At 65.9% G+C, this 18,820-nt stretch carries 23 protein-coding genes and 1 tRNA gene; 15 read left to right on the plus strand and 9 right to left on the minus strand.

All coding sequences use genetic code 11. The features are described from left to right. Nucleotides 1–9 precede the first annotated feature (9 nt). From ACQG3P_RS08755 to mmsB, 4 genes are read left to right on the plus strand one after another with little or no spacing between them, the layout of a single operon-like run. Nucleotides 10–1,176 carry an acyl-CoA dehydrogenase family protein gene (locus ACQG3P_RS08755; RefSeq protein ID WP_068848509.1) on the plus strand — a complete coding sequence of 389 codons (1,167 nt, stop codon included), beginning with the start codon at nucleotides 10–12 and terminating at the stop codon, nucleotides 1,174–1,176. Continuing rightward, nucleotides 1,173–1,973 (plus strand): enoyl-CoA hydratase, encoded by an 801-nt coding sequence (locus tag ACQG3P_RS08760; protein WP_426804810.1) that lies wholly within the window; start codon nucleotides 1,173–1,175, stop codon nucleotides 1,971–1,973. Before ACQG3P_RS08755 ends, ACQG3P_RS08760 begins: the two co-directional genes overlap by 4 nt. Beyond that, the gene (locus ACQG3P_RS08765) at nucleotides 1,970–3,145 is read left to right on the plus strand and encodes an enoyl-CoA hydratase/isomerase family protein (protein WP_426804811.1); all 1,176 of its coding nucleotides are present in this window, start codon (nucleotides 1,970–1,972) and stop codon (nucleotides 3,143–3,145) included. The genes ACQG3P_RS08760 and ACQG3P_RS08765 overlap by 4 nt, the downstream gene beginning before the upstream one ends. Continuing rightward, a complete protein-coding gene (gene mmsB / locus ACQG3P_RS08770; RefSeq protein ID WP_068848514.1) occupies nucleotides 3,142–4,032 on the plus strand; it encodes a 3-hydroxyisobutyrate dehydrogenase in 891 nt (296 codons plus the stop codon). Before ACQG3P_RS08765 ends, mmsB begins: the two co-directional genes overlap by 4 nt. Before the next feature lie 164 nt (nucleotides 4,033–4,196). Here the strand turns inward: mmsB and ACQG3P_RS08775 are convergent, their stop codons facing one another. Further along, entirely contained in the window at nucleotides 4,197–4,622 is a 426-nt protein-coding gene (locus ACQG3P_RS08775; RefSeq protein ID WP_184126145.1) for an organic hydroperoxide resistance protein, read from the minus strand. Nucleotides 4,623–4,733: 111 nt separating this feature from the next. Between ACQG3P_RS08775 and ACQG3P_RS08780 the strand changes: the two genes are divergently transcribed. Further along, nucleotides 4,734–5,564 (plus strand): cupin domain-containing protein, encoded by an 831-nt coding sequence (locus ACQG3P_RS08780; protein ID WP_426804812.1) that lies wholly within the window; start codon nucleotides 4,734–4,736, stop codon nucleotides 5,562–5,564. Here ACQG3P_RS08780 and ACQG3P_RS08785 read toward each other — a convergent pair. Together ACQG3P_RS08785 and ACQG3P_RS08790 are read right to left on the minus strand one after the other, a co-directional pair. Beyond that, nucleotides 5,557–6,015 (minus strand): hypothetical protein, encoded by a 459-nt coding sequence (locus ACQG3P_RS08785; protein WP_426804813.1) that lies wholly within the window; start codon nucleotides 6,013–6,015, stop codon nucleotides 5,557–5,559. The genes ACQG3P_RS08780 and ACQG3P_RS08785 overlap by 8 nt on opposite strands. A gap of 186 nt (nucleotides 6,016–6,201) precedes the next feature. Further along, nucleotides 6,202–7,158 (minus strand): cation diffusion facilitator family transporter, encoded by a 957-nt coding sequence (locus ACQG3P_RS08790; RefSeq protein WP_426804814.1) that lies wholly within the window; start codon nucleotides 7,156–7,158, stop codon nucleotides 6,202–6,204. Between the two features lie 109 nt (nucleotides 7,159–7,267). Here ACQG3P_RS08790 and ACQG3P_RS08795 point away from each other — a divergent pair, with 109 nt between their 5' ends. Continuing rightward, nucleotides 7,268–7,735 carry a hypothetical protein gene (locus ACQG3P_RS08795; protein WP_426804815.1) on the plus strand — a complete coding sequence of 156 codons (468 nt, stop codon included), beginning with the start codon at nucleotides 7,268–7,270 and terminating at the stop codon, nucleotides 7,733–7,735. A 41-nt stretch (nucleotides 7,736–7,776) separates the two neighbouring features. Here ACQG3P_RS08795 and ACQG3P_RS08800 read toward each other — a convergent pair whose 3' ends face one another. Continuing rightward, nucleotides 7,777–8,073, minus strand: a complete 297-nt coding sequence (locus ACQG3P_RS08800; protein ID WP_068848524.1) for a helix-turn-helix domain-containing protein — start codon at nucleotides 8,071–8,073, stop codon at nucleotides 7,777–7,779. Nucleotides 8,074–8,076: 3 nt separating this feature from the next. Then, nucleotides 8,077–8,391, minus strand: a complete 315-nt coding sequence (locus ACQG3P_RS08805) for a type II toxin-antitoxin system RelE/ParE family toxin (protein WP_426804816.1) — start codon at nucleotides 8,389–8,391, stop codon at nucleotides 8,077–8,079. 139 nt (nucleotides 8,392–8,530) lie between these two features. Between ACQG3P_RS08805 and dusA the strand changes: the two genes are divergently transcribed. The 4 genes from dusA (at nucleotide 8,531) to ACQG3P_RS08825 (ending at nucleotide 12,329) form a co-directional block, all read left to right on the plus strand. Next, nucleotides 8,531–9,544 (plus strand): tRNA dihydrouridine(20/20a) synthase DusA, encoded by a 1,014-nt coding sequence (gene dusA, locus ACQG3P_RS08810; RefSeq protein ID WP_426804817.1) that lies wholly within the window; start codon nucleotides 8,531–8,533, stop codon nucleotides 9,542–9,544. Between the two features lie 212 nt (nucleotides 9,545–9,756). After that, nucleotides 9,757–10,125 carry a hypothetical protein gene (locus ACQG3P_RS08815; RefSeq protein ID WP_426804818.1) on the plus strand — a complete coding sequence of 123 codons (369 nt, stop codon included), beginning with the start codon at nucleotides 9,757–9,759 and terminating at the stop codon, nucleotides 10,123–10,125. Between the two features lie 72 nt (nucleotides 10,126–10,197). Beyond that, nucleotides 10,198–10,881 (plus strand): response regulator transcription factor, encoded by a 684-nt coding sequence (locus tag ACQG3P_RS08820; RefSeq protein WP_004136763.1) that lies wholly within the window; start codon nucleotides 10,198–10,200, stop codon nucleotides 10,879–10,881. Nucleotides 10,882–10,904: 23 nt separating this feature from the next. After that, nucleotides 10,905–12,329, plus strand: a complete 1,425-nt coding sequence (locus ACQG3P_RS08825) for an ATP-binding protein (RefSeq protein ID WP_068854505.1) — start codon at nucleotides 10,905–10,907, stop codon at nucleotides 12,327–12,329. Between the two features lie 134 nt (nucleotides 12,330–12,463). Here ACQG3P_RS08825 and ACQG3P_RS08830 read toward each other — a convergent pair whose 3' ends face one another. Together ACQG3P_RS08830 and ACQG3P_RS08835 are read right to left on the minus strand one after the other, a co-directional pair. Then, nucleotides 12,464–13,261 (minus strand): zinc-dependent peptidase, encoded by a 798-nt coding sequence (locus ACQG3P_RS08830; RefSeq protein ID WP_426804819.1) that lies wholly within the window; start codon nucleotides 13,259–13,261, stop codon nucleotides 12,464–12,466. Then, nucleotides 13,228–13,500 (minus strand): hypothetical protein, encoded by a 273-nt coding sequence (locus ACQG3P_RS08835; RefSeq protein ID WP_068848566.1) that lies wholly within the window; start codon nucleotides 13,498–13,500, stop codon nucleotides 13,228–13,230. The genes ACQG3P_RS08830 and ACQG3P_RS08835 overlap by 34 nt, the downstream gene beginning before the upstream one ends. A gap of 134 nt (nucleotides 13,501–13,634) precedes the next feature. On the opposite strand from ACQG3P_RS08835, the gene birA reads away from it, so the two are divergent. From birA to ACQG3P_RS08860, 5 genes are all read left to right on the plus strand, one after another. Next, nucleotides 13,635–14,600, plus strand: a complete 966-nt coding sequence (birA, locus tag ACQG3P_RS08840) for a bifunctional biotin--[acetyl-CoA-carboxylase] ligase/biotin operon repressor BirA (protein WP_426804820.1) — start codon at nucleotides 13,635–13,637, stop codon at nucleotides 14,598–14,600. Continuing rightward, on the plus strand, nucleotides 14,597–15,334 hold the full coding sequence (locus ACQG3P_RS08845; protein WP_426804821.1) for a type III pantothenate kinase: 738 nt from the start codon (nucleotides 14,597–14,599) through the stop codon (nucleotides 15,332–15,334). Before birA ends, ACQG3P_RS08845 begins: the two co-directional genes overlap by 4 nt. 9 nt (nucleotides 15,335–15,343) lie before the next feature. Then, nucleotides 15,344–16,165 (plus strand): SPOR domain-containing protein, encoded by an 822-nt coding sequence (locus ACQG3P_RS08850; protein ID WP_426804822.1) that lies wholly within the window; start codon nucleotides 15,344–15,346, stop codon nucleotides 16,163–16,165. 39 nt (nucleotides 16,166–16,204) lie between these two features. Next, nucleotides 16,205–16,280 (plus strand) — tRNA-Thr (locus ACQG3P_RS08855). A gap of 137 nt (nucleotides 16,281–16,417) precedes the next feature. Then, entirely contained in the window at nucleotides 16,418–17,176 is a 759-nt protein-coding gene (locus ACQG3P_RS08860) for a DUF3800 domain-containing protein (RefSeq protein ID WP_426804823.1), read from the plus strand. Nucleotides 17,177–17,325: 149 nt separating this feature from the next. On the opposite strand, the gene ACQG3P_RS08865 is transcribed toward ACQG3P_RS08860, so the two are convergent. Together ACQG3P_RS08865 and ACQG3P_RS08870 are read right to left on the minus strand one after the other, a co-directional pair. Beyond that, nucleotides 17,326–17,865 (minus strand): GTP-binding protein, encoded by a 540-nt coding sequence (locus ACQG3P_RS08865; protein ID WP_068848575.1) that lies wholly within the window; start codon nucleotides 17,863–17,865, stop codon nucleotides 17,326–17,328. Beyond that, a complete protein-coding gene (locus tag ACQG3P_RS08870; RefSeq protein WP_426804824.1) occupies nucleotides 17,862–18,812 on the minus strand; it encodes a hypothetical protein in 951 nt (316 codons plus the stop codon). The genes ACQG3P_RS08865 and ACQG3P_RS08870 overlap by 4 nt, the downstream gene beginning before the upstream one ends. Nucleotides 18,813–18,820 lie beyond the last annotated feature (8 nt).

Here is an 18,820-nt window from a genome sequence, read left to right on the forward strand (position 1 = left end):
GGAGTGTTCATGAGCAACTCGATGACGACGGAACTCGAAGAAGCGCAGCAGGCCTATAGAGAAGCCGCGCGTGATTTCGCCCAGGCCGAACTGGCGCCGCACGCCGCGCGATGGGATGCGGAGGGCATCTTTCCGCGCGAGGCGATCGCCAAGGCAGGGGAACTCGGGTTCTGTGGCTTGTACATGGATCCTGAAGTCGGTGGAAGCGGCCTGAGCCGTCTGGACGCCGCCGTCGTCATCGAGGAGCTCGCCAACGTGGATCCTTCCACGGCGGCCTATATCAGCATCCACAACATGGCCTCGTGGATGGTCAGCAGCTGGGGCCAGGAAGCGCTGCGCGCCGAGTGGGGCCAGGCGCTGTCTTCGGGCAGCAAGCTGGCCTCGTACTGCCTGACCGAACCGGGTGCCGGGTCGGACGCGGCCTCGCTGAAGACCAGTGCCGTGCGTGATGGCGACCATTACGTGCTCAATGGCGCCAAGGCCTTCATCTCCGGCGCCGGTGCCACCGAGCTGCTGGTGGTGATGGCGCGTACCGGCGGTCCCGGTGCCAGTGGTATCAGCGCGCTGGCCGTGCCGGCCGACCTGGCCGGTATCAGCTACGGCCGCAAGGAAGAGAAGATGGGCTGGAACAGCCAGCCCACTCGTGGCATCACGTTCGAAAACGTGCGCGTGCCGGTGGGCAACCTGCTGGGCGAAGAGGGCAGTGGCTTCAAGCTGGCCATGAAGGGCCTGGACGGCGGCCGCATCAACATCGCCGCCTGCTCGCTGGGCGCCGCGCAGGGCGCACTGGACGCCGCGCGCCGCTACATGGGCGAGCGCCGCCAGTTCGGCAAGCCGCTGGCCGATTTCCAGGCGCTGCAGTTCAAGCTGGCCGACATGGTCACCCAGCTGGTGGCCGCGCGGCAGATGGTGCACACCGCCGCGCGCAAGCTCGACGCCGGTGCCAGCGATGCCAACGTGTGGTGCGCGATGGCCAAGCGCTTCGCCACCGACGCCGGCTTCCAGGTCTGCAATGACGCGCTGCAGATCCACGGTGGCTACGGCTATATTCGTGAATACCCGATCGAACGCCTGCTGCGCGACAGCCGCGTTCATCAGATCCTGGAGGGCACCAACGAGATCATGCGTGTGATCGTGGCCCGCCACCTGCTCAACACCGATGAGGAACTGCGATGATGGATTGGCGCAAGCAGGAACACGTGGGCCTGAAGGTCGAGGCCGACGGGCACACCGCCGTGGTGACCCTGGACAACCCTCCGGCGCATACGTGGACCGTGCACAGCCTGTCGGCGCTGCGCGATCTGGTCGGTGCGCTCAACGCTGACACCAGCATCTACGCACTGGTGATCACCGGTGGCGGCGAGAAGTTTTTCTCGGCCGGCGCCGATCTCAAGCAGTTCGCCTCCGGCGACAAGGCGCTGGCCCGTGAGGCTGCGCGCCGTTTCGGTGAAGCGTTTGAAGCACTGTCCGGTTTCCGTGGCGTTTCGATTGCCGCCATCAACGGCTACGCCATGGGCGGCGGGCTGGAATGCGCACTGGCCTGCGACCTGCGCATCATCGAAGAACACGCCCAGGTTGCGCTGCCCGAGGCCACTGTCGGCCTGCTGCCGTGCGCCGGCGGCACCCAGAACCTGCCCCGCCTGGTCGGCGAGGGCTGGGCCAAGCGGATGATCCTGCTGGGCGAACGCATCGACGCCGATACTGCCGTGCGGATTGGCCTGGCAGAAGAAAAAGTTGGCAAGGGCGAAGCCAAGGCGCTTGCCATCGAGTGGGCGAACAAGGCCGGCAAGCAGAGCCCGTCCAGCGTGGCGGCCTGCAAGACGCTGGTCCAGGCCACCCGCAGTGGCATCAGCCACGCCTCGGCCCTGGTCGCCGAGCGCGAGGCCTTCGTCGACCTGTTCGACCGCGCCGACCAGGGCGAGGGCGTCAACGCCTTCCTGGAAAAGCGCGCACCGCAGTGGAAGAACGCATGACCACGCCCGAGGCCAGCGTGGAGGCGCCGGTGCTGTTCGAAGAGCGCACCGCCGCCAACGGCACCCGCATCGGCATTGCCACGCTCAACGCACCACGCACCCTCAATGGCTTCTCGCTGCCGATGGCGCACCTGCTGCACGAGCGCCTGGGCGCCTGGGCCGCCGATGACGGCATCGCGCTGGTGGTGCTGCAGGGCGCGGGCGAGAAGGCGTTCTGCGCCGGTGGCGACCTGCACAGCCTGTACCAGAGCATGCGCGCCTACCGCGATGCCGTTGCGGACGATGTGCGCGACAACCACTACGCCTCTGAATTCTTCGACGTGGAGTACCGCGTCGACTACGCCATCCATACCTACGCCAAGCCGATCCTGTGCTGGGGCCATGGCATCGTCATGGGCGGCGGCATTGGGCTGATGTCCGGTGCCAGCCACCGCGTGGTGAGCGAGCGCTCCAAGCTGGCGTTCCCGGAAATCACCGTGGGCCTGTTCCCGGACGTGGGTGGCAGCTGGCTGCTGCCGCGCGTACCGGGCAAGGCGGGCCTGTTCCTGGCCCTGACCGGCGCGCCGCTCAATGCCGGCGACGCCATCTATGCTGGCATGGCCGACATCCATATCGCCGAGGCCCAGCGCGCCGATGTATTCAACGCGCTGGCCGACGTGCACTGGAGTGCCGACGCCAAGCGCAACCACGAACAGCTCAGCACCCTGTTGCAGCAGCACGCCAGCGATGCCGCCACCGGTCCGCTGCTGCGCAACGCCGCGTTGATCGACACGCTGTGCGAGGGTAGCGATGTGCCTGCGGTGGTGAACGCCATTGCCGCGTTGCAGACCGACGACCCGTGGCTGCAGACCGCGCAGGCCACGCTCGCCGCCGGTGCCCCCGGTTCGGCGCGCCTGGCCTGGGAACTGCAGAAGCACACCGCCGGTGCTTCGCTGGCCGACGTCTATCGCCTGGAGTACATCGCCGCGCTGCACTGCGCCGCCCACGGCGATTTCGCCGAAGGCATCCGCGCGCTGCTGATCGACAAGGACCGCACCCCGCACTGGCAGCCGCAGACGCTGGCTGAGGCCACGGTGGGCTGGGCCGACACCTTCTTTGCTTCGCCGTGGGACGGCGCCACGCATCCGCTGGCCGACCTGGGCGCCACTGTTCCTGAAAGGAGCCACGCATGAGCCGTATTGCATTCATCGGGTTGGGCAACATGGGCGGCCCGATGGCCGCCAACCTGGCCAAGGCCGGCCACGCCGTCCGCGTGTTCGACCTGGTGCCGGCCGCCGTGCAGGCCGCCGTCGACGCCGGTGCCACCGCCGCCAGCTCCGCGCTGGACACGCTCACCGATGCCGAAGTGGTCATCTCGATGCTGCCGGCCAGCCGCCACGTGGAAGGCGTGTACCTGGGCGAGGACGGCCTGCTGGCCGACATCCCCGGCGGCGCGCTGGTGATCGACTGCAGCACGATCGCGCCCGCCACCGCGCGCAAGGTGTCCGAAGCGGCGGCCGCACGCGGCCTGCAGATGCTCGATGCCCCGGTCTCCGGCGGCACCGCCGGTGCCCAGGCCGGCACCCTCACCTTCATCGTCGGCGGCGAAAGCGATGCGCTCGAACGCGCGCGCCCGCTTCTGCAGGCGATGGGCAAGAACATCTTCCACGTGGGTGCCAGCGGCGCCGGCCAGGTGGCCAAGCTGTGCAACAACATGGCGCTGGGCGTGATCATGGCCGTGACCGGCGAATCCATCGCCCTGGGCGTGGCCCACGGCCTGGACCCGAAGGTGTTGTCGCAGATGATGGCGGTCAGCACCGGCCGCAGCTGGGCCACCGAAGTGTGCAACCCGTGGCCGGGCGTGCTGGAAAATGCGCCGGCGTCGCGCGGCTACAGCGGCGGCTTCGGCAGCGACCTGATGCTCAAGGACATGGGGCTGGCCGTGGAAGCGGCGATGAGCGTGGGCGCCTCCATCCCGCTGGGCGAACTGGCCCGCAACCTGTACTCCATGAATCACCAGGCAGGCCGCGGCAAGCTGGATTTCTCCAGCGTCGTACAGCTGGTAACCCCGGAAAAATAACGGGAACAACGAATGCATCCCGGAAACGGGATCCACCGCGGTGGGATGGGCGGATGCACGGTCAACGCGACCGGCATCCGCCCATTTTTTTCGTCGCGACCAACGGCCATGACCCACCGACGTGTTAACCACGGTAGGTGCCGACCGTTGGTCGGCACGCTCCCTCAGACCACCGTCAACGTCACATCGATGTTGCCGCGCGTCGCATTCGAATACGGGCACACGATGTGCGCCTTCTGCACCAGCTCCTCCACCTGCTCACGCGGCAGGCCCGGCACGCTGATCTGCAGTTCCACTTCAATGCCGAAGCCGGTGGGAATCTGGCCGATGCCAACGTTGCCGGTGATGCTGGTCTCGGCCGGCAGCGCGACCTTGGCCTGCCCGGCGACGTACTTCAGCGCACCCAGGAAGCAGGCCGAATAGCCGGCAGCAAACAGCTGCTCCGGGTTGGTGCCCGGGCCGCCGGCGCCGCCCAGCTCGCGCGGGGTGGACAGCTGCACGTCCAGCACGTTGTCCGACGAGGTGGCGTGGCCTTCACGGCCGCCGGTGGCGGTGGCGTGTGCGGTGTAGAGAACCTTTTCAATCGACATGGGAATGCTCCTGGCTGTAAATGGGGTGGACCGGTTGGTGAGGTGTACTGTGCGCCTCCAGGGCGGACGTGTGGCAACATAAGATCCAGAAAACTTGATCTGGAGTCCGGAATGGTTGACCGCCTGCAATCCCTGCTCGGCCGCTTTGCGGTCAATGCCGAAGTCTTCCATGCCGGCGCGTTGTGCGGCATCAACGACCTGGCCGCCGACGGCGAGCGCGGCCAGCTGCACCTGATCCGCGACGGCCAGGTGCGCGTCGAGCACGCCGACGGCAGCGTCATCGAGATCGCCGAGCCCAGCGTGCTGGTCTACCCACGCCCGCTCGCCCACCGCTTCGTCACCGACCCGGATACCGGCGCCGACTTCGCCTGCGCCCACCTGCAGTTCGAGGGTGGCGGCAACAACCCCGTCTCCGCCGCGCTGCCACCGGTGATCTGCCTGCCGCTGCAGGAACTCTACGGTGGCCAGCCGATCCTCTCGGTGTTGTTCGAAGAAGCCTTCGCCCAGCGCTGCGGCCGCCAGGCGCTGCTCGACCGGCTGTTCGAGGTCGTGATGATCCAGATCCTGCGCGCGCTGATGGAAAGCGGCCAGCTACGCGTGGGCCTGCTCGCCGGCATGGCCCACCCGCGCCTGCGCCACGCGCTGGTGGCCATGCACGAAGAACCCGCGCAGGAATGGACGCTCGAATCGCTCGCGCAGCGCGCCGGCATGTCGCGCAGCGCGTTTGCCGACAGCTTCCGCGACACCATCGGCAGCACCCCCGGCCACTACCTGCAGGGCTGGCGCACGCGCCTGGTGCAGCAGGCGCTGCGCAAGGGCCAACCGCTAAAGCGGATCGCGATTGATGTGGGCTACGGCAGTGAAGCGGCGCTGTCGCGCGCGTTCAAGTCGCAGACCGGGCAATCGCCGCGGCAGTGGAAGCAGGGCGTGCACACTACCTGACGTTGAGGGGATCATCGCCCTTGCGGTAGGAGTAGCCAACCATTTCCCAAAGTCCGCCGTGGCCCGTCGATGGTTCAGTCCAGCGATAACTCCACGTCTGCGTGGTTCCGTCTGGAAGGGTGTTTTCCACGTTGTACTCTTCGCCCTGTGAACCCTTCTCCGGCAAGCCGCCGGGAGGCGCGGAGGTTTCCGAGCTCGACCGACGTGTACGAGTAAACTTCTTGACCTGCTCAACAGTTACCCGTCCGTTGCGTCCGATTGGGCTTCGGTCGGGAGAATGCGCGGCAACCCAGTCAAGCACCCTGAGGCCTTCCGCTTCATGTGCTTCCCACGACTGGTTGACGACAACAATGGTCGGCGACCGGGTGTCCGCATGCGCTGAAGAGGCAGGCGTGCCGGCGATGAAAACCGCCAGGGCCGCCGCAGCAAGGGTTGGAATTCCATTCTTCATTGATCAAGGTCCTTTCGTCTACGCGCAACGGAACACCCGCTGCGCGCGCCGCCGTCAGGCGGGCTGCGAGAACCGTAATTCACTGCGTCTTTCAAGCCCAATGCAACGTTTATATCGGCAGTGCGCTTTGATTCAATGAAACCTATCGTGATGAATGTTCCGTGACACGCGTCACAAGCAGACTCGTCAGATCGTCCATTCGCGATCAGTAGTAAACATGATCGTCAGCCATCGGTCGGTCGATTCCTCGCCCAACGCTTCACCAATCTCGTCGCGCAGCTGGTCCCATTCGACCAGTGGGCGCGGCGGGTCGTTCGCCGGCACCACGAAGAACAGTTCGATCTGATCGCCACGGCCCACCTTGGCCACGTAGCTGCGATGTTCGATGAAGCGGTACTTGGCGACAATTTCACGTGCAACCTCATCTACATGCGCCTGCAGCTCAACCGGGGTGATCAGCAGGATGTCCGACAGCGCCTGCCGCACGGTGCCAAGTGGCGCGACCACGACGAACAGGCACACCACCAGCAGGATGGCCGGATCAATGTAGGGCACCAGCCACGCCCACTCCGTGCCGCGCAGCACCCAGCCGCCGACGAAGGCGACCAGGTAGGCGGCCGACATGCTCGCGGCCACGACCCAGTTCTTCGCGTCGAGCGCAATGAACTCCGAGCCGATCGAGCGGTTGGCGCGGCGCACGAACAGCGCCAGGCCGCTTTCGATGATGATGGAAATCACCGCGAACACGATGGCAGGCCCCAGCGCGATCTCGCGGCCGCCGGACATCAATGCGTCCACCGCATTGACCGCTGCATACAAGGCCGCGCCAATCATCAGCGTTCCGCTGACACCGAGCACGATGGGTTCCAGGTGCCAGAAGCCCATGGTGAAGCGCTGGTTCAAGCGGGACTGCAACGCATCCACGTTGGTGGACATGCTGATCAACCGCACCACCAGCAGCGACATCCAGGTCATCACCACATCGATCAGGCCATAGATGCCGTCAAAGATGATCAGCGAGGAGTTGGCGAATAGGCCAAACGCGACGGCGATTGCCGCAACGCCGAACGAGGCTGCGATTGACAGGCGCAGGACCCCTTGTTCGGTGGTGCTGTCGAAGCTGGAAGGGTGAAAAAGGCTCATGGTGAATTCGGGGAAATCCTAGCGGGATCCGTGACGGCCATTGGAGAGCCAAGGGCGACTTGGGCAGTAGATTGCCCTTCTTTGGTCACGCAATCCAAGGTGAACTTCAATGCTTCCATTCTTCAGGGGAATCTTCGTAGCTGCTTCGTGGGTGGCCGTCACCGCGATCCCGGTTTCGGTTCAAGCGGCATCGGAGATGCCTGAAAACGTCCAGGCCATGTCGTTCAAGGTATCGATAAACGGAAGGGAAGTGATGGCCCCCATCCTGGGGATGCCAACCGCTGGCCGTGCCGAAGTATCGATCGGCGCAAGTGAGAGGGATGGCTATACGCTCGGGGTAAGCGTCATGAAAGCGGACCAGTCCACCGAGCTGCTTCCGTTGAAGCTACGGCTGGAGCTATGGAGAGGTTCTTCGCACAACGGCAAGCTGATGCTTGACCGGGTAATGGAGGTGACAGCCCATGACCCGACCAGCGCACCGCGTAGCGTTGAGGCCGTCTACGGGTGGGGAGGAGTCCGCGAGCACATCCAGATTGAGCTTGTCGCATTGGGCACCCGGCGTGCGGGCGATTGGTAAAACCCCTGATTCAAGAGAATGACCGGCCACCGGGCGAGGAATCAACCCGCCTCCGCCAGCACCCGAAGCGTCTCCTTGGGATTCTTCATGATGACGTGGAGCAGGGCACGTGCCGGACCCGTGGGGTCCCGCCGCCCCTGTTCCCAGTTTCGCAGCGTGCCAACATCCACGTGGATGATGCGCGCGAATTTCTGCTGCGACAGCCCCGTCGCTCGGCGAATCTCGCGCACTTGCACGGGACTGACATGGAGCTCACGCGACGGTACCTGATTACCCTTCAGGATCTCATCGGCCTCAGCCACGCTTCCCATCAGTTCGGCAAAAAGGGTGTTGTCCATGGCTCACTTCCAGTTCTCAATGATGGATCGGAGTGCGATCTTCTGTTCTGCGTTCAGCGCGTCCTGAACATTCTTTGGGTACACCAGAAGCAGGATGATCCGGGACGAAGGGGCGATGTAGTAGTAGATGACCCTCGCACCGCCACGCTTCCCACGTCCTGGGATTCCCAAGCGAACCTTGCGCAGCCCACCGGTTCCCTCAATTACATCTCCCACCAGCGGCGACGCGGCCAACTCAAGCTGGAACCTGGCGTAGTCGTCGTCAGGGATCAGTCCTTTGATCGCGCGGGTAAAGGTGGGCGTTTCAATGAAGAGCATAACGCACGGTACGCCAATGGCGCACATACGTCATTGACGTACGTTCAGCTTTTGGATGTCGGGCGTGGCGTTCAGTCGATCGGTGTAAACTATTGATCGCGCTGGTAAACCCAGCACTTCCCAGCCTGATCCGATACCCATGACCCTGCCTGCCACCCCTGCAGACCGCTACGCCGCTTCCCTGCGCCTGTCCGTCGCCCCCATGATGGACTGGACGGACCGTCATTGCCGCGCGTTCCACCGGCTGCTGGCCCCGGGTGCGCGGCTGTACACGGAAATGGTGCACGCCAACGCCGTAATCCACGGCGACCGCGAGCGCCTGCTCGGCTTCGATGGCAGCGAGCAGCCGCTGGCCCTGCAGCTCGGCGGCAGCGATCCGGCCCTGCTCGCGCAGGCCGCGCAGATCGCCCAGGACTGGGGCTACGACGAGGTCAACCTCAACTGCGGCTGCCCCTCCGATCGGGTCCAGGCCGGCCGCTTCGGCGCCTGCCTGATGCGCGAACCCACCCTGGTGGCGGAGTGCGTGGCGGCCATGGTCGGCGCGGTGAACATCCCGGTCACGGTGAAGTGCCGGTTGGGCGTGGATGACGACAACGACTACGAAAACTTTGTGAACTTCGTCGATCGATCGGCCAACGCCGGCAGCGCGATGTTCATCGTGCACGCCCGCAACGCGTGGCTGAAGGGTCTGTCGCCGAAGGAAAACCGCGAAGTGCCGCCGCTGCGCTACGACTGGGCGCACCGGCTCAAGGCCGACCGCCCGCAGCTGCAGATCGTGCTCAACGGCGGCCTGGCCACGGTGGAGGCTGCCCAGGCCCAGCTGCCCGCGCTGGACGGGGTGATGCTGGGCCGCGCGGCCTACCACGACCCCTACGTGCTGCATCAGCTGGAGGCTGCGCAGACCGGTGCTGCACTGCAGCCGCGCGAGGCGCTGCTGCGCGCCATGCGCCCCTATATCGAGGCCCAGCTGGCCGGTGGGCTGGCGCTGAAGCACATCACCCGCCACCTGCTGGGCCTGTTCCACGGGCAGCCCGGTGGCCGCGCCTTCCGGCAGGTGCTGAGCGAGGGTGCGCACCGCCCCGGCGCCGATTGGAGCCTGGTCGAGCAGGCCCTGACCATCACCCGCGACCAGGCAGAACGCGTCGCAGCGTGAACCGCGTCTCAGACCGCGCTTGACATCGGGCGACAAGTAGCGTCAATGTTCACCTAGATGAACAAAGCGATGCGGCGGTCAGAAAAGTTCAGATCGGATTCACTGCGTAAAACCAAGAATTTGCAAAAGATTCGTAAAGTGCCGGCCCAGGCTGGCGGCTGCCGATTCACAACTTTTGAACGTTTTGACGCGCTCCGCTAGGATCAGACCTGATGTCATCCGTAACCCGCCACCGCCGTCTTGTCGTTGCCGCCCTGCTGGCGAGCGGTGCCGTTGCTGCCATTGGCAGTGCCGGCGCCCAGGCCCCCCAGCCGGATCCGGCACGGGCCGAGATGGTGCGGGCCTCGCGTGGTGCCCCGCCGGAACGTTCCCTGTCCGACGCCGTGCGCCGGGTCCAGCGGACCACCGGTGGACACATCCTCGGCGCCGAACGGGTGCCCTTCGATGGCCGGGACATCAACCGGGTGAAATACATGGATGACAGGGGGCGCGTCCGCTACATGGACGATCCGGCCCAGCCGCGTTCACAGCCCCGCACGCCGCGTTCGGATATGTCATCACTACGCGGCGATAACCCCTGAACGGGGATAGTTGTCCGCAGTCATCTGTTAGCCACTGGCCCCAGGCCACACCCAGGACACTAGGGAGAGTTCATGCGTATCCTTCTGGTCGAAGACGAAGCCCCGCTGCGGGAAACCCTTGCAGCCCGGCTCAAGCGCGAAGGCTTTGCCGTCGATGCCGCACAGGACGGTGAGGAAGGTCTGTACATGGGCCGCGAAGTGCCGTTCGACGTCGGCATCATCGATCTGGGTCTGCCCAAGATGTCGGGCATGGAACTGATCAAGGCGCTGCGCGACGAGGGCAAGAAGTTCCCCGTGCTGATCCTCACCGCCCGCTCGAGCTGGCAGGACAAGGTCGAAGGGCTCAAGCAGGGCGCCGACGATTACCTCGTCAAGCCGTTCCACGTCGAAGAGCTGCTGGCACGCGTCAACGCGCTGCTGCGCCGCGCGGCGGGCTGGAGCAAGCCGACGCTCGAATGCGGTCCGGTTGCGCTGGATCTTGCCGCGCAGACCGTCAGCGTTGCCGGCAGCAACGTGGACCTCACCAGCTACGAGTACAAGGTGCTGGAATACCTGATGATGCATGCCGGTGAACTGGTCTCCAAGGCCGACCTCACCGAACACATCTATCAGCAGGATTTCGACCGCGACTCGAACGTGCTGGAAGTGTTCATCGGCCGCCTGCGCAAGAAGCTGGACCCGGACGGCGAACTCAAGCCGATCGAAACCGTGCGTGGCCGCGGCTACCGCTTCGCGATTCCGCGCAACGAGGGCTGAGCCGTTAGTCCGGCGATGGGATGATGTCAGGCCGTCTGTGGTTCTTTAAACGCTGGCGGCCGCGCTCCCTGCAGGCACGGCAGCTGCTGGCCGCCAGTGTGAGCCTGCTCGCCTTCCTGGCGATTGCAGGCTACGCGCTGGATGCCGCGTTCGCCGACACGGCGCGCGCCAACCTGCGCGAGCGCCTGAAAAACTATGCCACCGCCTACGCGGCCGGCATCGACTTCACCCGCGACCGCTCGCTGTACATCCGCGAGCAACCGCCGGATCCCCGGTTCGACGTGCCAGGTAGCGGCCTGTACCTGCAGGTCGTCATGCCGGACGGCAAGGGCAACTCCATGTCCGCCGAAGGCCCGATGCTGCCCACCGTGGGCGGCAAGCTGCTGGCCCCGCGGCAGGAAGTGTTCGAAGGCCCGCTGCCGATGATCCAGATCGACGGCAGCCAGGGCTCGGTGTACCGCTATGGCCTGGGCCTGGTGTGGGATGCCGATGCCGACCCTGCCACCGAATTTCCGTACACCATCTACGTGATGGAAGACTCGCGTGCGCTCGGTGCGCAGCTGCGCGTGTTCCGCGGCCGGGTGTGGTTCTGGATGGGCGGCGCGGGGCTGATCCTGCTGCTGTTGCAGACCGTCATCCTGCAATGGAGCCTGCGCCCGATGCGGCGGGTGATCACCGAGCTGACCAAGGTGCAGCGCGGCGAAACCGAGCGCATGAGCGAACGCCACCCGCGTGAGCTGGAACCGCTCACCGACAGCATCAACGCCTTCATCGAAAGCGAGCGCGAGAACCTCGAGCGCCAGCGCAACACCCTGGCCGACCTGGCGCACAGCCTGAAAACGCCCCTGGCGGTGCTGCGCACGCAGCTCGACAGTGGCGCGGCCGACCAGGACCTGCGCCAGGAATTCGATGTGCAGCTGCGCCGCATGAACAACCTGGTGTCCTACCAGCTGGCGCGTGCGGCATCGTCGGGCCACAAGCTGTTCTCGGCGCCGTTGCCGATCGAGTCCAACGCCGAGGAAATCGTGCGCGGGCTGGAGAAGGTGTACGCCTCCAAGGGCGTGCTGTGCGAATTCGACATCGACGACGGCGCGCGCTTCCATGGCGAGCCGGGCGACCTGCAGGAGCTGCTGGGCAACCTGCTGGAGAACGCCTTCAAGTGGGCCAACCGCCGCGTGCTGCTCACCGCCAAGCCGTTCAGCGCGCCGGGCATGCGTCGCGCCGGCTTGGTGCTGTCGGTGGACGATGATGGCCCGGGCATCGCCCCGGACGACATCGCCAAGGTGCTGCAGCGTGGCGTGCGCGGCGACGAGCGCGTGCAGGGCCACGGCATCGGCCTGTCGATCGTGCAGGACCTGATCAAGGACTACCGCGGCGAACTGCAGGTCAAGCGTTCGCCGGAACTGGGTGGCGCGCGGTTTGAAGTGAAGTTGCCGCCCGGGCCGTAAGTCCAGAGCGTACCGACCAACGGTCGGTACCTCCCCGCATGGCTGTTTCCGGTAGGTACCGACTGTTAGTCGTTACGCCTTCCAGGTAGGTACCGACTGTTAGTCGGTACGCCTTCCCAGGTAGGTACCGACTGTTAGTCGGTACGGAGCCCAACCGCAGGCGGCGCCCCATAAAACCGCCTCAAATGCCCGGCCACAACCGGCATCTCCGCTTCCAGCACATCCGGCGCCGAGAAGTGATACTCGGTCGCCACCGCAAAGAACTCATCCGGCGCTTCGGCCGCATACGGATCAATCACCGTCTCCACCCCGGCATCCACCTGCGCGCACAGCGCATCGAATGCCTGCTGGAAATCGGCGGCCCACTGCTGCTGCCACGCACGCGGCAGCGGCGGGGTGCCATCGAGCACGCCATCGAGCACATCGATGCGGTGCGCCATCTCATGCACCACCACGCACGCCCCTTCGTGGGGATGCTCCAGTTCGGCCTGCACGTCATGCCAGGACAGCAGCAGCGGGCCGTTGTGCGACACCTGGCCGATCGCTTCCTCTTCCCATTCGTGCAGCACCCCGTCTTCATCCATCTCGCTCTGCGGCACGATGAAGCCTTCGGGGTACACCAGCACCTGCGACCAGCCGCGCAATCCCACCCCGCCCAGTTCCAGCAGCGGCAGGCAGCACAGCGCGGCAATCAGCACCGCGTCGTCGTCACCCAGCTGCAGCCCGCCAATGGGGGTAATGGTCTTGTCGTGCAGGAACGCGGCGGACAGTACACGCAATCGCTGCACACGTTCGGGCGGCAGGCCGCGCAGCCACGCGGTGCGCTGGCAGGTGCGTTGCCAGGCGGAATCAGGAATCGGGCGCGGTGACGAGCGCAGCCAGCGCAACAACGACTGGATCAGCGGAACATGCCCGGCAGGAAGCTGTGCCATTTCGGCGCACGCAGGCGCGGCAACACATCGTCGTCGCCGCCACCGCCGGTGCTGCCCGGTGCGGTTGCGCTCGGCTTGACCGTGGTCGGTGCGGTGCTGGTCGGCGTGGTCGCCGGGGCCGCACGCTCTTCAGCTGCCGAATACACGCAGCCACCCCGGCCCGAGCTGGTCAGCGCATCGGAAGCGTGCGCGGCCATCGGGGCCAACAGCAGGAGCAGGCAATGGGCGAACGGGCGCATCGTCAACATCCGGAAGGGCGAAGGGGGTCAATCTTCGATTCTAGCCCGATTCACTGTCTCAATTGGAAGCCCCGGGGCGGGCGCTGTCCGGCGCTTTCCCGCATACTTTTGCCGATCAACCGATGGAAGCTGCCGTGGACGACCGCCAACTGCTGGCCAAACTGGGCGCCGGGCGACTGTCCGGCGACGCGCTGGCCCGCGAGCTGGGCCAGACCCGTGCCGCAATTTGGAAGCGAATTCAAGGGCTTAGAGCGGCAGGCATCGAAATCGATGGCCGCGCCGGCGATGGTTACCAGCTGCAGCAGCACCTGGATCTGCTCGACGCCGAGGCGATTACCACCCAGCTCCCCTCTGCGCTGAAACCCCTGCTGGATGCCCTCGAGGTGGCCTGGACGGTCGGTTCGACCAATACAGAATTGTTGCGGTGCAGCGCGCCGGAGCGCGGCGCGCGGGTGCTGCTGGCCGAACGCCAGACCGGCGGCCGTGGCCGTCGCGGCCGGGCCTGGGCGTCGCCACTGGCCGCGCACGTGTACCTGTCGGTGCTGCGCGGCTTCGCGGGCGGGCTGTCGCGGCTGGGCGGGCTGAGCCTGGTTGCGGGCGTGGCGGTGGCCGAAGCGCTGCGCGCGCATGGCGTTGCCAACGTAGGCCTGAAGTGGCCCAACGACATCGTGGTGGACGGGCAGAAGCTCGGTGGCCTGCTGGTTGAAGGCGGCGGTGAGTTCGCCGGCCCCGCGCGCGCGGTGATCGGGCTGGGCATCAACGTGCGCATGCCGGCTGCATTTGCTGCCGGGATCACCCAGCCGTGGACCGATCTGGCCACGCTGCTGGGCAACGACATCGAACGCAACGCAGTGGTGGCCTGGCTGCTGGCGGCCCTGCTGCCGGCCTTGGAAGCCTTCGAGCGCGACGGCCTGGCCCCGTTCCTGCCACGCTATGCCGCGCTGGACAGCCTGGCCGGGCGCGCGGTGCGGGTGGACGATGGTGGCGTGATGCATGAAGGGCAGGCGCTGGGGCTGGCCGACGATGGCGCGCTGCGGGTGCGTATCGACGGCAGCGAACGGGTGTTCCATGCCGGGGAAGTCAGCGTGAGGGCGCAATGAGCGATTGGTTGTTCGACCTGGGGAATTCGCGGTTCAAGTTCGCACCGCTGCAGGGCATCCGCGCGGCCGATGTGCAGGCCTGGCCGCATGGCGCCGAAGCGATGCCGGCCGATGCGCTGGCGCAGCTGCCCAGCGGCGACACCGCCTACGTGGCCAGCGTGGCCGCCGCGGCGCTCACCACCAGCATGCTCGAGGTGCTGCGCGCTCGCTTTACCCACGTTCGCGTGGCAACCACCGAAGCCAGCTGCGCCGGCGTGCGCATCGCCTATGCCGATCCGTCGAAATTCGGGGTGGACCGTTATCTGGCGCTGATCGCCGCCGCCGAACGGCACGAAGCCGTGGTCGTGGCCGGTGTCGGCACCGCGCTCACCATCGACCTGCTTGATGCCGATGGCCAGCATCACGGCGGCCGCATCGCTGCCTCGCCGACCACCATGCGCGAAGCCCTGCATGCACGCGCGGTGCAGCTGCCCGCGCAGGGTGGCGACTACAGCGAGTTCGCCAACGACACCGCCGACGCCCTCGCGTCGGGCTGCGATGGCGCAGCCGTCGCGTTGATCGAACGCAGCCGCGTGCAGGCCGCCACGGTGTTGGGCAGGGTGCCGGCGTTGCTGGTACATGGCGGTGGCGCACCGGCGCTGATGCCGTTGCTCGCCGATGCACAGTTCCAGCCGGCGCTGGTGCTCGATGGTCTCGCGCGCTGGGCGGTGCACCAGCCACCGGCGTCGCGGTAGGATCGGCGCATGCTTACCCGTGCCCTGATCGTCGTACTGGCCATCCTCAACGTAGGCGTTGCGCTGTGGTGGATGCTGCGCGGCGAACCCGTGCCGACGCCGCCCGCCACGCCCACCGGCGTAGCCCAGCTGCAACTGCTCGACAGCCCCAGTGCACCGGCAGCGGCCGCACCCGCACCGGCCGCCGCAAGCGCGCAGCCCGCTGCCGCCACCACGGCACTGACAGACACCACCCCGGCACCGCCCAAGACCACCGCGCCAGCCACTCCGGAACCGGCCGCACCCAACCCTGCGCCGACGACGGCTGCGGTAGCGCCGGCCGTTGGCCGGCCCACGGAACCCCCAGCGGCGCCCGTACCCCCCGCCCCCCTCCAATGCATCAGCCTCGGCCCCTTCGCCGATCGCGACACCGCCATGGCCGCCCAGGGCAAGGCCGGCGAACTCGTTCAGCGTTCGCGCCTGCGTGAAGTCCCCAAACCCGGCGCCAGCAGCACCTACCGGGTGATGATGCCGGCCGCCGCCAGCCGCGAAGAGGCCCAGGCCACGGTCAAACGCATTGCCGCCGCGGGCATCAGCGATTACTACATCATGGCCCAGGGCGAAGACGCCAACGCCATCGCCCTGGGGCAGTACCGCAACCGCGAAGGCGCCGAGCGCCGCCTGGCCGCCCTGAGCGCGGCCGGCTTCAGCGCCCGCCTGGTCGGCGGCAGTGAAGGCAGCGCGCAGTGGTGGGTGGATGCGGCCCTGGCCGACAAGGCCAGCCCCGGCGCAGCCCGCCAGCGCAGTGGCGCGGCCCAGCAACGCTCGCTGGAATGCGCGGGCTTGCGCTAGAATCGCCCTCCGCGCCGGCAATGCCGTCGCCGTGCCTTTGCCGGCATAGCTCAGTTGGTAGAGCAACCGCCTTGTAAGCGGTAGGTCCCCAGTTCGAATCCGGGTGTCGGCACCATTTTCCTCAAGCGCCATAGATGCTCCCTGTGGAAACGGGTCATCTGTCCGACAAAGTTCAATTGGCGTGTTGCGGCACCGTCACCGAGACTCTTCTGCTCATCTTTCAGTTCGCCAAGGGCGAGCCAAGGGAGCAGCATGTACTTCATGTATGTGGACGAGAGCGGTGATGCAGGCATGGTGAACTCGCCCAGCCGATATTTCGTTCTTTCCGGGTTGGTGGTTCACGAGCGGGATTGGCGTCTGTCGCTGGACGCGCTGGTCGCTTTCCGGCTTCGTATCAGGGATCACTTCGAACTTAAGCTGAGGGAAGAAGTCCATGCCGCCCAGTTTGTGCGCGGATCAGAGGAGCTGTCTCGCATTGCCAAGCATGACCGCTTGGCCATACTCCGTCACTTTGCGGATGAGTTGGCGCGATTACCGGGCGCGAACCTGATCAACGTGGTTGTAGATAAGCAGGGAAAAAGCGCTGGTTACGACCCCTTCGAAAAGGCTTGGCAGGCCTTGATCCAGCGATTCGAAAACACAATCGCCTTCCGGAACTTTCGCGGGACCGCCGGCCAGCATGAGCGCGGCATGATCTTTGCCGATGGCGAGCCACAGAAGAAGCTCACGCAGTTGCTCCGCAGGATGCGCCACCACAACCCAGTGCCAAGTCAGCTTGGGGGGTACCGGTCATTACAGCTGAGGCGCATCCTGGAAGATCCGGTCTATCGGGATTCCCGGCACTCGTTGCTGATCCAGTCCGCAGACCTCTGTGCATTTCTGCTTTACCAACGGCTCGCACCAAATGGGTATATGCGAAGAAAAGGCGGCAGCCACTACTTCGATCGCCTGTCGCCGATGCTATGTAGAGCGGCCAGTACACAGGACCCTGAAGGGATTGTCCGGCTGTAGAAATAAAAAGGGCACCTTTCGGTGCCCGGGTAGATCCTACTGGGTGGACGAGCCACCGGTCAGATCTGATCCCAAAGTAACACAGTTCTCGCAACTGGTGCTGCAAAGAAATCAATGGCTTAAGCGATTTCGATAGGCAGGAGCATTAGTCAGTTCGTCTCGGCGTACCGATACGACAGCAGGGATTTCACCAGGAACGTCACCTGCGTGGCCGAACGCGCGTCCACGCGCATCACCGGCAGGCGGTGACCTGCGTCGAACAGCGCATTGCGGAATTCCGGAATCAACAGCGCCGGGTACTCATCGGTACGCGTCACGCCCACCGCCAGGCTCGCTTCCGGCGCGATGCGCGAGAACTCCTGCAGCAGCTCCACCGTGGAAGCAACCGGCTCCGGATGCCCGGCGCTCACCAGCACGATCACGCCCAGTGCGCCTTCGCACACCATCGGCCACATGAAGTCCAGGTAGCGCTGGCCCGGTACGCCGTACACGTGCAGCAGTTCGCCGTCGTCCAGTTCAATGGAGCTGTAATCGAGTGCGACGGTGGTTTCCACCTTGTCGCCCATCGCGTCTTCGCTCATCGGCATTTCGGTGCTCACCGGCTCCACGTCGGAGATCGCACGCACCGCCGTGGTCTTGCCGGCGCCCATGCTGCCCACGAACACCAGCTTGTTGGCAGGCAGGCTCATGACGGGCTCCCCTGGAACAGGTTCAGGCCGAAGCGGCGCGCCACCCACGAGAAGAAGCGCGAATCACCGGGCTGACGGCGGCGGGAAGTTGGGGGCACGGCGGGCTCCTGGGTCAGGGCGAGGCCACTGGCTACAGCAGCACAGAAGAGGGATTGCACCGTGTTGCGCGGCATCTGGCAAGCCGCCGCCAATGCAGTGGGCTGCCACGGGCGGGCATGCAGGTAGGCAATGGCCAGCAGCCACGTGCTGGGCACATCATCCGGGTTGAGATCCGGCCAATGGCGCAGCTTCATCGGTGCATGCTCGGCAGGTGCCGGCAGCAGCAGGGGGCGATGGCGGGCGATGCAGAAATACAGCGCCTCGAACGAGTAGCGATTCGGCAACCGGTACGCGTACTGGTGCTGGAACGTCGGCGCATCGATCACACTGCCCGACCAGGCCACGTCATCCAGTTGTGCCACCAGCTCCGACAGCGTCGTGGTGGGCGGCAGCGCGATGCTGCGCGTGGCGGTATCCACCAGCACGGTGATCGCACCCCGCTGCAGCAGGTGCAGGTCCGAACCGGTGGACGAAGCCAACTGCAGCAGCAGTGGCACACCGTCGGCGGGACGGTCCACGCTGGGCGCGGCCTGCAGCAGGCTGGACAGCTGTTCGTTGATGTCGCGCACGGTGGCGCCATGTGGCAGCCGCCCCGGGGCGGGATCGGCATAACGGCGCGCGATCGACAGCGTGGGTACGTTGGCCGCATGCGCCTCACTGAGCGCGCGCGCGGCATCGGCGTGATCCAGGCCGATGACCAGCAGGTCGCAGGCATCACCGGACCACGGCTGCAGCACCACCTCCATGCGCTCGGCGAGCAGCATCGAACTGGCCAGTTTCAGGCGTGTGTGATGCAGCACGTCCAGCCCGATGGCGGCAATGCGGAAAGAACGGGTGGGGGTATTCATGGGGGTGT

This window comes from Stenotrophomonas sp. SrG, assembly GCF_050031795.1.
Classification (GTDB): Bacteria; Pseudomonadota; Gammaproteobacteria; order Xanthomonadales; family Xanthomonadaceae; genus Stenotrophomonas; species Stenotrophomonas rhizophila_A.

Excerpts from the sequence above, each read along its gene's own strand:
- ACQG3P_RS08785 (WP_426804813.1), bottom strand. The coding sequence starts at position 6,015 with ATGAAGAATGGAATTCCAACCCTTGCTGCGGCGGCCCTGGCGGTTTTC.
- ACQG3P_RS08845 (WP_426804821.1), top strand. The coding sequence starts at position 14,597 with ATGAGCGATTGGTTGTTCGACCTGGGGAATTCGCGGTTCAAGTTCGCA.
- ACQG3P_RS08865 (WP_068848575.1), bottom strand. The coding sequence starts at position 17,865 with ATGAGCCTGCCTGCCAACAAGCTGGTGTTCGTGGGCAGCATGGGCGCC.
- ACQG3P_RS08780 (WP_426804812.1), top strand. The coding sequence starts at position 4,734 with ATGGTTGACCGCCTGCAATCCCTGCTCGGCCGCTTTGCGGTCAATGCC.
- ACQG3P_RS08800 (WP_068848524.1), bottom strand. The coding sequence starts at position 8,073 with ATGGACAACACCCTTTTTGCCGAACTGATGGGAAGCGTGGCTGAGGCC.
- dusA (WP_426804817.1), top strand. The coding sequence starts at position 8,531 with ATGACCCTGCCTGCCACCCCTGCAGACCGCTACGCCGCTTCCCTGCGC.
- ACQG3P_RS08860 (WP_426804823.1), top strand. The coding sequence starts at position 16,418 with ATGTACTTCATGTATGTGGACGAGAGCGGTGATGCAGGCATGGTGAAC.
- ACQG3P_RS08795 (WP_426804815.1), top strand. The coding sequence starts at position 7,268 with ATGCTTCCATTCTTCAGGGGAATCTTCGTAGCTGCTTCGTGGGTGGCC.
- ACQG3P_RS08805 (WP_426804816.1), bottom strand. The coding sequence starts at position 8,391 with ATGCTCTTCATTGAAACGCCCACCTTTACCCGCGCGATCAAAGGACTG.
- ACQG3P_RS08835 (WP_068848566.1), bottom strand. The coding sequence starts at position 13,500 with ATGCGCCCGTTCGCCCATTGCCTGCTCCTGCTGTTGGCCCCGATGGCC.
- ACQG3P_RS08870 (WP_426804824.1), bottom strand. The coding sequence starts at position 18,812 with ATGAATACCCCCACCCGTTCTTTCCGCATTGCCGCCATCGGGCTGGAC.
- ACQG3P_RS08755 (WP_068848509.1), top strand. The coding sequence starts at position 10 with ATGAGCAACTCGATGACGACGGAACTCGAAGAAGCGCAGCAGGCCTAT.
- ACQG3P_RS08775 (WP_184126145.1), bottom strand. The coding sequence starts at position 4,622 with ATGTCGATTGAAAAGGTTCTCTACACCGCACACGCCACCGCCACCGGC.
- ACQG3P_RS08765 (WP_426804811.1), top strand. The coding sequence starts at position 1,970 with ATGACCACGCCCGAGGCCAGCGTGGAGGCGCCGGTGCTGTTCGAAGAG.
- ACQG3P_RS08815 (WP_426804818.1), top strand. The coding sequence starts at position 9,757 with ATGTCATCCGTAACCCGCCACCGCCGTCTTGTCGTTGCCGCCCTGCTG.
- ACQG3P_RS08830 (WP_426804819.1), bottom strand. The coding sequence starts at position 13,261 with ATGGCACAGCTTCCTGCCGGGCATGTTCCGCTGATCCAGTCGTTGTTG.
- mmsB (WP_068848514.1), top strand. The coding sequence starts at position 3,142 with ATGAGCCGTATTGCATTCATCGGGTTGGGCAACATGGGCGGCCCGATG.
- ACQG3P_RS08850 (WP_426804822.1), top strand. The coding sequence starts at position 15,344 with ATGCTTACCCGTGCCCTGATCGTCGTACTGGCCATCCTCAACGTAGGC.
- ACQG3P_RS08820 (WP_004136763.1), top strand. The coding sequence starts at position 10,198 with ATGCGTATCCTTCTGGTCGAAGACGAAGCCCCGCTGCGGGAAACCCTT.
- ACQG3P_RS08760 (WP_426804810.1), top strand. The coding sequence starts at position 1,173 with ATGATGGATTGGCGCAAGCAGGAACACGTGGGCCTGAAGGTCGAGGCC.
- ACQG3P_RS08825 (WP_068854505.1), top strand. The coding sequence starts at position 10,905 with ATGTCAGGCCGTCTGTGGTTCTTTAAACGCTGGCGGCCGCGCTCCCTG.
- ACQG3P_RS08790 (WP_426804814.1), bottom strand. The coding sequence starts at position 7,158 with ATGAGCCTTTTTCACCCTTCCAGCTTCGACAGCACCACCGAACAAGGG.